Source organism: Slackia heliotrinireducens DSM 20476 (assembly GCF_000023885.1).
In the GTDB taxonomy this organism is placed as follows: Bacteria; Actinomycetota; Coriobacteriia; order Coriobacteriales; family Eggerthellaceae; genus Slackia; species Slackia heliotrinireducens.
On record NC_013165.1, the window covers coordinates 1,101,086 to 1,114,139 of the forward strand.

Consider the following 13,054-nt stretch of genomic DNA (forward strand, 5'->3'; position numbering starts at 1 on the left):
TGCGAAGGGTGCGGGCGATATGCTTCGCACCCTCTTCTTGAACGGTGAATTGCTCTTGTTACTGCAGATCGAACATATCACGAAAAGCTTCGGAGGACGCGTGCTGTTCTCCGATGCGTCTTTTGGGCTTGATGCCCATGACCGGCTTGCGCTTGTCGGCCCCAACGGAGCCGGCAAGACCACGCTGCTCAACATCATCATGGGGGAGGAGGACTTCGACGAAGGCCACGTGGTGCTGGCTCATGGCGCCCAGGTGGGCTACCTGCGCCAGGAAGCCATCGAGATGGAGGACAACACCATCTTCGACGAGGTCATTTCCAGCCAGCAGGACGTGCTCGACGCCGAGCGCCGCCTGCATCAGCTGGAGGCGAACCTGGGCGACAACCCCACGGAGGCGCAGCTCGCGCAATGCGGCCGCGCCCGGGACGCCTACGAGGCCATGGGCGGCTACCGCTTGGAATCGGACGTGCGCAGCGTGCTGTTCGGCCTGGGCTTCGGCGAAGACGACATGCGCCGGTCCACCTTGGAGTTTTCCGGCGGCTGGCAGATGCGCATCGCCCTGGCGAAGCTCCTCATCCGCAAACCCGACATCCTGCTTCTGGACGAGCCCACCAACCACCTGGACCTGGAAAGCGTCAAGTGGCTGGAGAAGTTCCTGCGCGCCTACGACGGCGCCGTCATCGTCGTGTCCCACGACCGCGCGTTCATGGACAACATGGTGGACCGCGTGGCGGAGATCGACCTGGGGCAGATCCACCTGTACAAGGGCAACTATGCGTCGTACCTCAAGCAGCGTGAGGAATGGATCGAACGCCTGAAGCAGCAGGCCGAAAAGCAGGCCGAAGAGCGCGCCCACATGGAAGCCTTCGTCGAGCGCTTCCGCTACAAGGCCACCAAGGCCAAGCAGGTGCAGGACCGCGTCCGCAAGCTGGAGAAGATGGACGTCATCGTCGTGCCTGAAGAGAAGAAGACGGTGCATTTCAACTTCGTGCAGCCGCCCCGTACGGGCGACATGGTGGTTTCCGTGGACGGCGTGCAGAAGCACTTCGGCGACAAGCACGTCTACGACGGGCTTGACCTGAAGCTGTACCGCGGCCAGAAGATCGCCCTGGTAGGGCCCAACGGCGCGGGCAAATCCACGCTGCTCAAGATGATCGCCGGCGTGATGGAGCCCGACGCGGGCACCATCACTTACGGTACCAACGTCACCAAGACCTATTACGCCCAGCACCAGCTGGAAGAGCTTCACGGCGGCAACACCGTGTTCGAGGAGCTTGACCATGTGGCGCCGGGTTGGACCATCAGTCAGGTGCGCACGCTTTTGGGCGCGTTCCTGTTCAATGGGGACGACGTCAACAAACGCGTGAGCGTGCTGTCCGGCGGCGAGAAGAGCCGTCTGGCTCTGGCGAAGATGCTGGTGTCGCCCAGGCCTCTGCTGTGTTTGGACGAGCCCACCAACCACTTGGACATCGCGTCCACGGACATCTTGGAGCAGGCGCTGCTGTCCTTCGAAGGCACCATCCTGCTCATCACTCACGACCGTCATCTGATCCGCAGCGTAGCCAACCGCATCGTCGAGGTGCAGCCGGGCAAGCTCACGGTGTACGACGGCGACTACGATTACTACCTGTACAAGACCGGCCAGCTGGAAGACGACCTGGATGCCAAGACCGAAGGCGCCGCGCAAGGTTCGGACAAAGGCCCTGGCAAGATGCCTGCATCGCAGGTCAAAAGCTCGAAGGGCGTTTCCAACAAAGGTCGCCGCAAAGACGCCGACGGCAGGGCGGCAACCCCGGCCCCGGCGCCTGCGGGCAGCCAGCTGACGGCCCCGAAGCAGAGCGCGCCGAAGTCGAAGGAGCAGAAGCGCCGCGAGGCCGAGGCCCGCAACCGTGCCTACGCCGCACTGAAGAACCATCGCAAGCGCATCGCCGCCCTGGACGCCCAGATGGAGGCGGATTCCAAGCGTATGGCGGAGCTGATCGAGCTCATGAGCGACCCGGACTTCTACATCAACGAGGATGCTTCCACCGACGCCATCGCCGAGCATGCGGCTATCAAGCAGCGCATGGCCGCCGCCGAAGAGGAATGGCTCATGCTGAACGAGGAGCTGGAAGCCGAAATGGCAAGGCAGGCCGCCGGTGTCCGATAAGCCCCATATCCATGTCGTGCTCTTCGAGCCTGAGATCCCCCAGAACACGGGCAACGTCGCCCGCACCTGCGCGGTGGTGGGGGCCACGTTGCATCTGGTGGAGCCCATGGGCTTCCGTCTGACGGAGCGCAACCTGAAACGTTCGGGCTGCGACTACTGGGACGACGTGGACGTGGTCAAACATGCCAGCGTGGAGGCGTTTCTGTCTCAGCACGGCAACGACGAGCTGCATCTGTTCACTTCCCATACCGAAACGTGCTATACCGATGTGCGCTACGGCGAAGGCGGCGGCGACGTGTATCTGGTGTTCGGCCGCGAAAGCCGGGGCATCGACGAGGACGTGCTGGCGGCCCATGTTGACAGGTGCGTCCGCATCCCCATGAGGCACAACATGCGCAGCCTGAACCTGTCCAACGCCGTGGCGGTGGGCGTGTACGAAGTCATCCGCCAATGGGGCGGTTTGGAATAGGAGACTGACGAAAAGGGCTTATGGACGAACTGATCTACATCATCATCCAAGTGCTGTGCTTCGTGCCGGCCATCGTGTTCCACGAGGTGTCGCACGGATTCGCAGCCATGAAGCTGGGCGACCCCACGGCGAAGTCCCGCGGGCGCTTGAGCCTGAACCCGCTCAAGCACATCGACCCCTTCGGCACGGTGCTCATGCCGCTCATGCTCATGGCCATGAACATGCCCATCTTCGGCTACGCCAAGCCGGTGCCGTACAACCCGCGGTACTTCAGGGACATCCGCAAGGGCGAGGCCATCGTTGGCGTCGCAGGTCCGGCGGCCAATCTGGCCATGGCGCTGCTCGCGTCCGCCGTCGCATGGCTGCTGTGGCCCGCAGCCCAGAACCTGGTCAACACCAGCGAAGTGTTCGTGTGGTTCTACCTGGTGTTCATCCCCATGTTCGTGCTCATCAACCTGTACCTGATGTTTTTCAACCTCATTCCCATCCCGCCTTTGGACGGCGCCAGCATCATCGCGCTGTTCCTGCCGGCGAAGGCCCTGCCCACCTACTACCGCATCCAGCAGTACGCCATGCCGGTGTTCATGGTGGTCGTCATCCTGCTTCCGTACCTCACGAACATCAACCTGTTCGGCATGTACCTCAACGCGACGGCGGGCAATCTGGCGAACCTGCTTTTGCCCTTCAACGTGTAAAGGGGCGCCATGAGCTACCGCGTGCGACTTGACAATTTCGAAGGGCCCTTCGACCTGCTGCTGTACCTGGTGAGCCGCCAGCGCGTGGACATCGGGTCGATCAGCGTGTCCGAGATCGTGGACCAGTATCTGGCCTACGTCGACCGCATGCAGAGGCTCGACCTGGACGTAGCCAGCGACTTTCTGCTGGTGGCGTCCACGTTGCTGGACATCAAGGCCGCATCCCTCATCCCGTCGGACGCTCCGGAGGACGTGGACCTGGACATGGACGAGCTCACGCCCGACGAAGCCCGCGACATCCTGGTCCAGCGCCTGTTCACGTACCTGCAGTACAAGAATGCGGCCGTCGACATGAACCGTCGGTTCGAAGCGGAGGGCCGCCTGCACACCCGCGGCGTGGGTCCCGATGCGGAGTTTCTGAACCTCATGCCCGACTACCTGCACGGCGTGAAGTTGGACGATTTGGCGGGCATGTGCGCGAACATGATGGCCCGCCGCGAGGTGGTGCTGTTGGAAAGCGAGCACATCGCGGCCAAGCCCATCCCTTTGGAGCCCCGCGTCCGTTCGTTCTACCAGCGCATCTCCCAGGAGAAGCACGTGAAGTTCTCGCAGCTCATGGAGGAGTCGCCTTCCGTTCCCCTTCGTGTGGTGAGCTTTCTCGCCATTCTCGAGCTGTACAAGCAGACCATGGTCGAGCTGCTGCAGGAAGAGCAGTTCGGCGACATAGACATCGATTTCATCGAGGATTCGGGCGAGCTGGTGCTTGACTCGCTGGATGAGGAGGCGTAGACGCCGTGGAATTTGCCGAAATGAACCCGGAAGAGCTGATGGGGGCCTGCGAGGCCATGCTGTTCGTGAGCGCCGAGCCCGTGAATGCCATCACCATGGCCGACATGATGGGTGTGGATGTGGAAGCCGCAGAAACCGCGTTGAACGGCCTTCGGGACCGGCTGGCGCACTCCGACTCCGGCATCCAGCTGCGCCAGGTGGCGGGCGGATGGCAACTGGCGACGCACCCGCGTTACCACGAGCTCATCGAGAAGTACGTGATCTCCTGGGACACGAGACGCCTTTCGCAGGCGGCCTTGGAAACCCTGTCGATCGTCGCATACAACCAGCCCATCACGCGCAACGGCATCCTGGCCATCCGCGGCGTGAACTCGGACAGCTCCATCTCGTCGCTGATCGAAAAGGGCCTGGTCCGCGAGGCGGGCCGGGAACAGAGCCCGGGCCAGCCTATTCTGTATGCGACCACGCGTTCTTTCCTGGAGCGCTTCGGGCTGACATCCTTGGCCGACCTGCCCGACCTGGAATCCTTCGCTCCCGACGAGGAGAGCCGCGAGCTCATTCGCGAGCGCCTGGGCATCACGCGCTCCGACGACTTGGAAGCCAACGAGGCCCTGTTCGACGATTCCGCGCTGGACATCGATTTGGCCGACGATATCGTGGACCTGCGGGCGGAGGTCCAGCTCGACCTGGCGTCCTTCGCCGCCGAGCAGGGGCTCGAAGACGAGGACGGCGAATAATGCCTCAGCAGGAAGAGCGCATCGTGCCCATGCGCGTGCAGAAGTTCCTGGCGCGCGCCGGCGTGGCCAGCCGCCGCAGGTCGGAGGACCTGATGACGGCAGGGCGCGTCTGCGTGAACGGGGAAGTGGTGACCGAGCTGGGCGCCAAGGTGGACCCGCGGGTCGACACCGTGACCGTGGACGGCCGCGAGGTACGCCTGACCGACGGCCCCGTCACCATCATGCTGAACAAGCCCTGCGGCTTCATCACCACCATGTCTGATCCTTACGGACGAGCATGTGTGGCCGAGCTGGTGCCCTCCGACGACTATCCCGGGCTGTTCCCCGTCGGCCGGCTGGACACCGATACCTCGGGCCTGCTGCTGTTCTCCACCGACGGCGAGCTGGGAAATTCCCTTCTGCACCCGCGCCACCACGTGGACAAGACCTACGAGGCCTGCGTGCAGGGGCGCATTTCCGACGAGGCCCTGCAGACCCTTCGCGACGGCGTGGAGCTGGACGACGGCGTCACGTCGCCGGCTGCGGTCACCCTGGTTTCCCGGTCGAAGGAGAAGTCCCGCATCACGCTGGTCATCCACGAAGGGCGCACCCGCCAGGTCCGCCGTATGTGCCAGAAGGTGGGCCATCCTGTCTTGGAACTGCATCGCGCCCAGTTCGGGCCGCTGACCTTGGGCGATTTGCCGGAAGGGTCCTGGCGTGAACTGACGAAGGCCGAAGTGGAGTCGCTGCGCAGCGCCCCGCGCCGGTAGGTCTTCTTGTCGAAGCGCGGGCGGTTTGCCCCCTTGCATCTGATAAACCATGTTTTACCAGGGAAAACGCGTTTTGATGATTATGTAAATCGCAACGGCGGCGCTCCCGTGCCCAGTTCATGTGCTTTCCTCGGCTTTGAGTTGCTATAATCAGGAAGACAATAAGCATGGTCTGCAACGAGTTTTCCGCTTCATGCTAAGGGAAGAAGTGAGGGGTCATGAGCGAAATTACCGTCATAAATCCGTTGAATCGTCCGTTGGTTGGAAGCATCGCAGTTCCTGGTGATAAAAGCATTTCGCATCGCAGCGTGCTCTTTTCCGCTATGGCGGAGGGCACGTCGCGCATTTCCGGCGTTTTGGACTCCGACGACGTGCGCTCTTCCATCCGCGTCGTCCAGCAGCTGGGCGCCCAGGTCAATTTGGAGAAGATGCCCGACGGCAGCCTGTCCGGCGGCATCACCGGGTGGGGCGCGGCCGGCCCCAAGCAGCCCGACGAACCTGTGGACTGCGGAAACTCCGGCACCACGGCCCGCCTTATCATGGGCATCCTGGCACCTTGGGATATCCAGGTCGAAATCACCGGCGACGCGTCGCTTCGGAGCAGGCCCATGCAGCGCGTGGCCACGCCGCTTGCCCGCATGGGTGCGCGTTTCCTTCCCGAGGGAACCTACACGCTGCCTATGACGGTATGCGGAACGAGCAAGCTCAAGGCCATCACCTATGAAACCCCGGTGGCATCCGCCCAGGTAAAAACGGCCGTCTTGCTGGCTGGCCTTTCCGCGGAAGGAGAGACGCGCGTCGTTGAGCCGGCGCCTTCCCGCAACCATACCGAGCTCATGCTGCCCGAATACGGAGCCGAGACCATCGCTGCCACGCGCTTGGCCGGCGTCACCGGCCCCGTCACCTTGAAGGCCGCAGAAATCACCGTGCCGGGCGATCCGTCCTCCGCGGCGTTTCTGCTGTGCGCGGCGGCCATCATCCCCGGCAGCGCCGTCCAGATCGAAGGCGTCTCTTTGAACCCGGCCCGCATCGGGTTCCTCCGTACCTTGGAGCACATGGGCGTGGACGCGTCGCGGCGCAGCGTCACCGAGGGCGGCAAAGAGATCGTCGGCCTGCTGAACGCCGAATACTGCCCGCACCTGCGCGGATGCGAAGTTCCCACCGAGAAGATCGCCTCGCTGGTCGATGAGGTCCCCATCCTGGCGTTGGTGGCGGCACATGCCCACGGCATCACGGTGTTCCGCGGCATCGACGAGCTCCGCGTGAAGGAGACCGACCGCGTGGCCGCCGTCATCGAGGGGCTGGGGGTGCTTGGCGTGGATGCCTGGACCGAAGGCAGCGACCTGTATGTAGAAGGCAACCCCGGGCTGAAGGTGCCCAAGGGTGCTCGGTTCAACGCCCACAACGACCATCGTCTGGCCATGACCTGGGCTGTCGCCGGCCTTGCCGGAAACGAGCCGGTACAGATCGAAGGCTACGACTCCATCGCCATCAGCTACCCCACGTTCATGCAGGATATCGACAGGCTCGCGAGATAGTTGTGATGGTGTGCCGAGCGTGACCCTCGCCTGGCCGCCACCTGCTAAAATACCCCCTGTGACTTTACGATGCGGCGCACATTCGGGCGCCGCATCTTGATGCGGACGGGTGTCCGGACGGGCGCCTTAAAGAAAGGTACGACTCATGATCATCGCAATCGACGGCCCCTCCGGAGCCGGTAAATCCACGGTGGCCACGGCTGTGGCCAGGCGACTCGGTTTCCATTGCCTGGACACCGGCGCCATGTACCGCTCCATCGCCTGGAAGGCCATCCAGCAGGGCGCCGACCTGGCCGACGAGGCTGCGGTGGGCGCCATCGCCCAGACCTTCGACATCGCCTTCGAGCATGAAGAAGGCGACCCCAGGCCCAGCCGCGTGCTCATCGGGGGCGACGACGTGACCGCCGCCATCCGCACGGCCGAAATCGACCGTTCGGTCAGTGTGGTGAGCGCCCATCCCAGCGTGCGCGCCGCCCTGGTCGAGCAGCAGCGCCGCATCGCCGAGGGAGGCGACTACGTCATCGAGGGCCGCGACATCGGCACGGTGGTGTGCCCGAACGCCGAGGTCAAGGTGTTCCTGACGGCAACCAACGAAGCTCGCGCCCGCCGTCGCGTGGCCCAGAACGCCGAGCGCGGCGTGGGCTCTGTGGACTTCGAAGAGGTACTGGCCGACATCATCCGCCGCGACGAGCTGGATTCGAGCCGCGCCACGGCTCCGCTGGTCCAGGCCGACGACGCCGTGCTGGTGGATTCCTCGGACAAGACCATCAACGAGGTCATCGACGCGATCTGCGCCATGGCCGATGCCCGGGCGTAACCGCCGAGGTTCGTGAAAGGACCATCCATGATTTCCTACGAGAAGATCTGGGACATGCCTGTCATGACCGCGGCCCAGCGCGGACAGGGCGACGACAAGACCGAGCCGTACAGTTCGCAGGTCATGGGCAACATCATCTACGCGGTGGTGGGCCTCATCTGCAAGGTCGCCTTCCGCTACAACGCCGAGGGGTTGGAAAACTTCCGTCAGTTTGCCGGCAAACAGGGCTGCGTGGTGGTGAGCGCCCACAGGTCGTTTTTGGATCCGGTGTTTCTGTGGCTGACGGCCCGTCCCAGCCAATGGATCCGCTTCATGGCCCGCGAGAACATCTTCCCCAAAGCCAACGGGCTTTTGGGCTGGATCTGCTCCAAGGTGGGGGCGTTTCCCATCAAGCGCGATTCCGCCGACCGTACGGCCATCAAGCGCGCGGCGGCCATGCTGAAGCGCGGCGAGAACGTGGGCATCTTTCCGGAGGGAACCCGTCGCGGCCGCGGCACGACGAAGCTTTCGCTGCACAGCGGTGCGGCGTTCATCGCCCGCATGGGCAAGGCGCCCATGGTGCCGACGGGCATCCGCAACGTCGAGAACATCAAGCCGCCCGAGGCCAGGTTCGTCCGCTTCCCGAAGGTCACGGTGGTGTACGGCACGCCTGTGAACTTGGAAGATTTTGATTTTCTTCCGAAAGCGGAGCGTTTGGACGCGGCCTCTTGGTATGTCATGCGAGAATGCTATGCATTGCATGACGGCGTGCCGCGCGAGGATGTGGACATGGCGTCCCTCTTCCCAGAGGCGAAGGACTACACCCAAGTGTTCGCCGAACACGCCATTCCGTAAACGATCATGCGCCGCCCCTTACGGGGCGCGTATTCATTGGAGGTAACACACATGGAGATTCTCCGTGCCAAGCATGCCGGCGTCTGCTACGGTGTCGAGCGCGCGCTCGACATGGTATCGGCCGCATCCATGGATGGCGACGAAGACACCTTCACGCTGGGGCCGCTCATCCATAATCCGCAGGTGGTTGCCAAGCTGGAAAGCCGCGGCGTGCGTGCAGTCGACGGCCCCGAGCAGGTCGACCACGGCATCGTCATCCTGCGCACCCACGGGGTTGAACCTCACATCGCGGCCGATCTCAAGTCCCGCGACCTGACGGTCATCGACGCGACGTGCCCGCATGTGGCCAAGGCCCAGCGGTCCGCCGCCAACCTGGCCGACACCTGCGGCACGGTGCTCATCATCGGACGCGCCGAGCATCCGGAAATCCGAAGCGTTCGCGAATACGCAGGCGAGAAGGCCATCGTCGTGGCCGACGTCGACGAGGTGCCCGAGCATCTCGAAGAGCCGGTGGGCGTCATCGTGCAGACCACCGAAAGCAAGGAGAAACTGCAGGCCGTGGTGAACGAGCTTGAGGCCCGCGGTGTCGAGACCCAGGTCAAGAACACCATCTGCTTTGCAACCCGCCAGCGCCAGGATGCCGCGGCGGCCCTGGCAGACGAGGTTGACGCCATGGTGGTCATCGGCGGTAAGAACTCGTCGAACACCACGCATCTCTACGAGATCTGCCGCGACCATTGCGACCGCTCGTACTTCGTCGAGACCAAAGAGGAGCTCGACCCGTCCTGGTTCTCGGCCACCGACCGCGTGGGCGTGACGGCCGGCGCCTCCACTCCCGACTACCAGATCGAGGACGTCATCTCGTATTTGGAATCGCTGTAAGTCGGTGGTTGCATGACGGAGAAACGAACGGTCCACGAATACCCAGGCAACCCCGCCCGCCCCATGGCGCGCATATTGGAGGTCGAGGAATATTCCCCTGCCTTTGACGCCGGTTTCGAGCCGGGATGCATCGTCACGGCCGTCAACGGACATCCGTTGCGGGACATGATCGACTGGCAGTGGTATTCCGACGGCTACGAGGTGGAGCTGTCCTACATCGATTTGGACGGCGACGAAGGCACCGTGGTGCTGGAGCGGGAAGAAGGGGAGTCCTGGGGCATCACCTTCGACGGCGCCATCTTCGACGGTATCCGCGTCTGCCGCAACGCGTGCATGTTCTGCTTCATGCGCATGCTGCCGAAGGAATCCCGCGACACGCTCATGTTGCGTGACGACGACTGGCGGCTCAGCTTCCTGCAGGGCAACTTCACCACGCTCACGAACCTTTCCGAGGAGGATGCCGACGAGATCACCGAGCGCCACGTTTCTCCTCTGCGCGTGTCGCTGCACTGCATCTCGCCCGAGGTGCGCAGCAAGATGATCGGTCGCCATGCCGACCACGGCGTGCGCATGATGGAGAAGCTTCTGGCCGGCGGCATCGAGCTGTACATGCAGATCGTGCTGCTGCCGGGCGTCAACGACGGCGCCGAGCTCATGAAGACCCTGGCCTGGGCCTATCTGCATGAGGGCATCGCCAACGTTGGCATCGTGCCTTTGGGTTTCACCAAGCATCAGACCGCCTTCGACAAAAGCTTCAACGATCGCGAGGCCGCCCTTGAAGTGGTCGAAGCCGTCGAGGCGTTCCAGAAGCATGCCATGGCCGAACGCGGCTGCGCGTGGGTGTATCTGGCCGACGAGTTCTACAGCAACGCCTATCCGGACGACCTTCTGGACCACCTGCCGCCTGCCGAGCATTACGGCGCGTTCGACATGTTCGAAGACGGCATCGGCATCATCCGCTCCTTCGTGGACGATTGGCAGCAGCAGGGCCAGGCCGTATCCGAGCTCGCGCAGGTGCTTGAGGACGAAGGCGTCCGCGTGTACTACGTGTTCGGCGAAGCCATGCGCGAGACGTTCACGCCGCTGGTGGAGGCGAGCCCGCTGAAAGGCCTGCTCATCCCCCTGTACGTGAAGAACGAGTTCTTCGGCGGCAACGTGGACGTGACGGGTCTTCTAAGCGGCGTCGACGTGGCGCGGGCCATCCGCGGCGTATCGGCCCACGATTACGTGGTGCTGCCCCGGGTCATGTTCAACTCCGACATGATCACGCTTGACGATATGACTGTTGACGATATTCGGGATACGGCAGGCATGCCCGTGACCGTGGTATCCTGTAATGCATACGAATTTCTTCCCGAGATTCGGGAACTAGTTGAAGGATATTAATTATGTCTCTGCCTATTGTGGCCGTTGTCGGCCGCCCCAACGTGGGCAAATCCACGTTCGTGAACCGCATCGCCCATGCTGACGATGCCATTGTCCACGAGATGCGCGGCGTTACCCGCGACCGCTCCTACCATAACGCCGACTGGCGCGGCGTCCACTTCACGCTCATCGATACCGGCGGTATCGAGATGGGTGACGACGACGCGTTCCAGAGCTCCATCCGCGACCAGGCTTTCATGGCGGCCGACGAAGCCGACGTCATCCTGTTCATGGTGGACGGCAAGACCGGCATCACCGCCGACGACGAAGAGGTCGCCCGCGTGCTGCGCAAGGTGGACACGCCGGTGTTCCTGCTGGTCAACAAGATGGACAACCCGTCCAAGATGGAAGAGAACTGGGAGTTCTACAGCCTGGGGCTGGGCGATCCCCGCTCCATCTCGTCCACCCATGGGCACGGCACGGGCGACCTGCTCGACGAAGTGGTCGCCATCCTGCGCGAGCTGCCGGAGCGCGAGGACGAACCCGCTGAAGAGGGCATCAACGTGGCCATCATCGGCCGTCCGAACGCCGGCAAGTCGTCGTTGACCAACCGCCTCATCGGCAGGGACCGCTCCATCGTCAGCGACGTGGCCGGAACCACCCGCGACGCCATCGACACCCGCGTCGAGCATGACGGCAAGGTGTACACCATCGTGGATACCGCAGGTCTGCGCCGCAAGAGCCAGATCGACGAGGATGTTGAATACTACAGCTACGTCCGCGCCATGCGCGCAATCGACCGCGCCGACGTGGCCATCCTGGTGATGGACGCTACGCTGGGCCTGACCGACCAGGACCAGCGCGTCGCGGGCTACGCCAACGAGCGCGGCTGCGCCCTGATCATCCTGCTCAACAAGCGCGACGTGGTGGAGTCGGGAGATGTGCTCGACGGCTTGCGCGAGGATGTGGGCGACCGCATGACCTTCGTGAACTACGCGCCTGTGATCAGCATCTCCGCCCTGACGGGCAAAGGCGTGCTGCGCATCTGGGATGCCATCGACGAGGTGTACGCCAACTACTCGCAGACCGTTTCCACCAGCAAGCTCAACAACTGGCTGGAAGGCATCCGACAGTTCGGCCACACCGTCAACAAGGGCAAGCGCACCCTGAAGCTCAAGTACATGACGCAGACCCACAATCAGCCGCCTCAGTTCACCATCTTCTGCAACCATCCGGATTTGGTGACCGACAACTACGAGCGATTCCTGGAGAACCGCCTGCGTAAGGAGTTCGACTTCACGGGCACGCCCATCAACCTGAAGTTCAAGAGAAGGGACTAACCTGGGATGACTGCGATTGCGGTACTGATTACGTTCGTTGCTTCATTCGCTTTGGGATCCGTACCTTGGGGTCTTATCATCTCGCGCGTGTTCTACCACACGGACATACGCGCCCACGGCTCGGGCAACATCGGCACGACCAACGCCATGCGCACCATGGGCAAGAAGGCGGGCGTCGCGGTGTTCCTGCTGGACTTCGGGAAAGGCGTCCTGTCGGGGCTTATCGGCATCGCCTGCGCCCACTTCCTGCTGCCCGACAACGCGGCGGTGTCCCGCGATGCGCTGCTGGCCTTTGCCATGGCGGGCTGCGTCTGGGGCCATATCTTCAGTCCGTGGCTGAACTTCCACGGCGGCAAAGGCATCGCCGTGGCCATCGGCGCGCTGTACGTCACCTTCGGGTTTGTGCCGGCAAGCGTCGAGCTGTTCGTCATTTTCGCCATCCTCGTGCTGGCCACACGCTACGTGTCGCTGGGGTCGGTGGCCGCAGCGGCCGCCTGCCCGTTTATCGCCGCGTTCCTGTACTGGGGCGACTGGCTGACCATCCTACTGTATCTGGCTGCCGCCTCCACCGTCGTATGGGCGCATCGCGGCAACATCAAGCGGCTGCTGGACGGCACCGAACGCCGTATCGGCGACCCGAAAGAAGAATAGGCCGGCGGCTTTTTCATTCCTGTCCGACCGTCAAGGAGG

At 63.2% G+C, this 13,054-nt stretch carries 13 protein-coding genes; all 13 read left to right on the plus strand.

Annotated features, from left to right (window positions below):
* Nucleotides 1-55 precede the first annotated feature (55 nt).
* The gene (locus SHEL_RS04695) at nt 56-2,149 is read left to right on the plus strand and encodes an ABC-F family ATP-binding cassette domain-containing protein (RefSeq protein WP_050749630.1); all 2,094 of its coding nucleotides are present in this window, start codon (nt 56-58) and stop codon (nt 2,147-2,149) included.
* Nucleotides 2,139-2,618, plus strand: a complete 480-nt coding sequence (locus SHEL_RS04700) for a tRNA (cytidine(34)-2'-O)-methyltransferase (protein WP_012798102.1) — start codon at nt 2,139-2,141, stop codon at nt 2,616-2,618. Before SHEL_RS04695 ends, SHEL_RS04700 begins: the two co-directional genes overlap by 11 nt.
* A 20-nt stretch (nt 2,619-2,638) precedes the next feature.
* Nucleotides 2,639-3,313, plus strand: a complete 675-nt coding sequence (locus SHEL_RS04705) for a site-2 protease family protein (protein ID WP_012798103.1) — start codon at nt 2,639-2,641, stop codon at nt 3,311-3,313.
* 9 nt (nt 3,314-3,322) lie between these two features.
* Entirely contained in the window at nt 3,323-4,102 is a 780-nt protein-coding gene (locus tag SHEL_RS04710; RefSeq protein ID WP_012798104.1) for a segregation and condensation protein A, read from the plus strand.
* A 5-nt stretch (nt 4,103-4,107) separates the two neighbouring features.
* Nucleotides 4,108-4,839, plus strand: a complete 732-nt coding sequence (gene scpB, locus SHEL_RS04715) for an SMC-Scp complex subunit ScpB (protein ID WP_012798105.1) — start codon at nt 4,108-4,110, stop codon at nt 4,837-4,839.
* On the plus strand, nt 4,839-5,588 hold the full coding sequence (locus SHEL_RS04720) for a pseudouridine synthase (RefSeq protein ID WP_012798106.1): 750 nt from the start codon (nt 4,839-4,841) through the stop codon (nt 5,586-5,588). The genes scpB and SHEL_RS04720 overlap by 1 nt, the downstream gene beginning before the upstream one ends.
* Before the next feature lie 218 nt (nt 5,589-5,806).
* Nucleotides 5,807-7,126: a 3-phosphoshikimate 1-carboxyvinyltransferase gene (aroA, locus tag SHEL_RS04725; protein WP_012798107.1), complete on the plus strand. Its 1,320-nt coding sequence runs from the start codon at nt 5,807-5,809 to the stop codon at nt 7,124-7,126.
* A 145-nt stretch (nt 7,127-7,271) separates the two neighbouring features.
* Nucleotides 7,272-7,943 carry a (d)CMP kinase gene (gene cmk / locus SHEL_RS04730; RefSeq protein WP_012798108.1) on the plus strand — a complete coding sequence of 224 codons (672 nt, stop codon included), beginning with the start codon at nt 7,272-7,274 and terminating at the stop codon, nt 7,941-7,943.
* Nucleotides 7,944-7,970: 27 nt separating this feature from the next.
* Entirely contained in the window at nt 7,971-8,777 is an 807-nt protein-coding gene (locus SHEL_RS04735) for a lysophospholipid acyltransferase family protein (protein WP_012798109.1), read from the plus strand.
* A gap of 51 nt (nt 8,778-8,828) precedes the next feature.
* Nucleotides 8,829-9,659, plus strand: coding sequence for a 4-hydroxy-3-methylbut-2-enyl diphosphate reductase (ispH, locus tag SHEL_RS04740; RefSeq protein WP_012798110.1), 831 nt, complete (start codon nt 8,829-8,831; stop codon nt 9,657-9,659).
* Between the two features lie 12 nt (nt 9,660-9,671).
* A complete protein-coding gene (locus SHEL_RS04745; protein WP_012798111.1) occupies nt 9,672-11,045 on the plus strand; it encodes a DUF512 domain-containing protein in 1,374 nt (457 codons plus the stop codon).
* Between the two features lie 2 nt (nt 11,046-11,047).
* Complete coding sequence (gene der, locus SHEL_RS04750) at nt 11,048-12,364, plus strand: ribosome biogenesis GTPase Der (RefSeq protein ID WP_012798112.1); 1,317 nt, start codon at nt 11,048-11,050, stop codon at nt 12,362-12,364.
* Nucleotides 12,365-12,370: 6 nt separating this feature from the next.
* On the plus strand, nt 12,371-13,015 hold the full coding sequence (plsY, locus tag SHEL_RS04755; RefSeq protein ID WP_012798113.1) for a glycerol-3-phosphate 1-O-acyltransferase PlsY: 645 nt from the start codon (nt 12,371-12,373) through the stop codon (nt 13,013-13,015).
* The last annotated feature ends 39 nt before the right edge of the window (nt 13,016-13,054 follow it).

Coding starts and splice junctions, on each gene's coding strand:
- SHEL_RS04705 (WP_012798103.1), top strand. CDS start 2,639: ATGGACGAACTGATCTACATCATCATCCAAGTGCTGTGCTTCGTGCCG.
- SHEL_RS04710 (WP_012798104.1), top strand. CDS start 3,323: ATGAGCTACCGCGTGCGACTTGACAATTTCGAAGGGCCCTTCGACCTG.
- SHEL_RS04720 (WP_012798106.1), top strand. CDS start 4,839: ATGCCTCAGCAGGAAGAGCGCATCGTGCCCATGCGCGTGCAGAAGTTC.
- aroA (WP_012798107.1), top strand. CDS start 5,807: ATGAGCGAAATTACCGTCATAAATCCGTTGAATCGTCCGTTGGTTGGA.
- cmk (WP_012798108.1), top strand. CDS start 7,272: ATGATCATCGCAATCGACGGCCCCTCCGGAGCCGGTAAATCCACGGTG.
- SHEL_RS04735 (WP_012798109.1), top strand. CDS start 7,971: ATGATTTCCTACGAGAAGATCTGGGACATGCCTGTCATGACCGCGGCC.
- ispH (WP_012798110.1), top strand. CDS start 8,829: ATGGAGATTCTCCGTGCCAAGCATGCCGGCGTCTGCTACGGTGTCGAG.
- SHEL_RS04745 (WP_012798111.1), top strand. CDS start 9,672: ATGACGGAGAAACGAACGGTCCACGAATACCCAGGCAACCCCGCCCGC.
- der (WP_012798112.1), top strand. CDS start 11,048: ATGTCTCTGCCTATTGTGGCCGTTGTCGGCCGCCCCAACGTGGGCAAA.
- plsY (WP_012798113.1), top strand. CDS start 12,371: ATGACTGCGATTGCGGTACTGATTACGTTCGTTGCTTCATTCGCTTTG.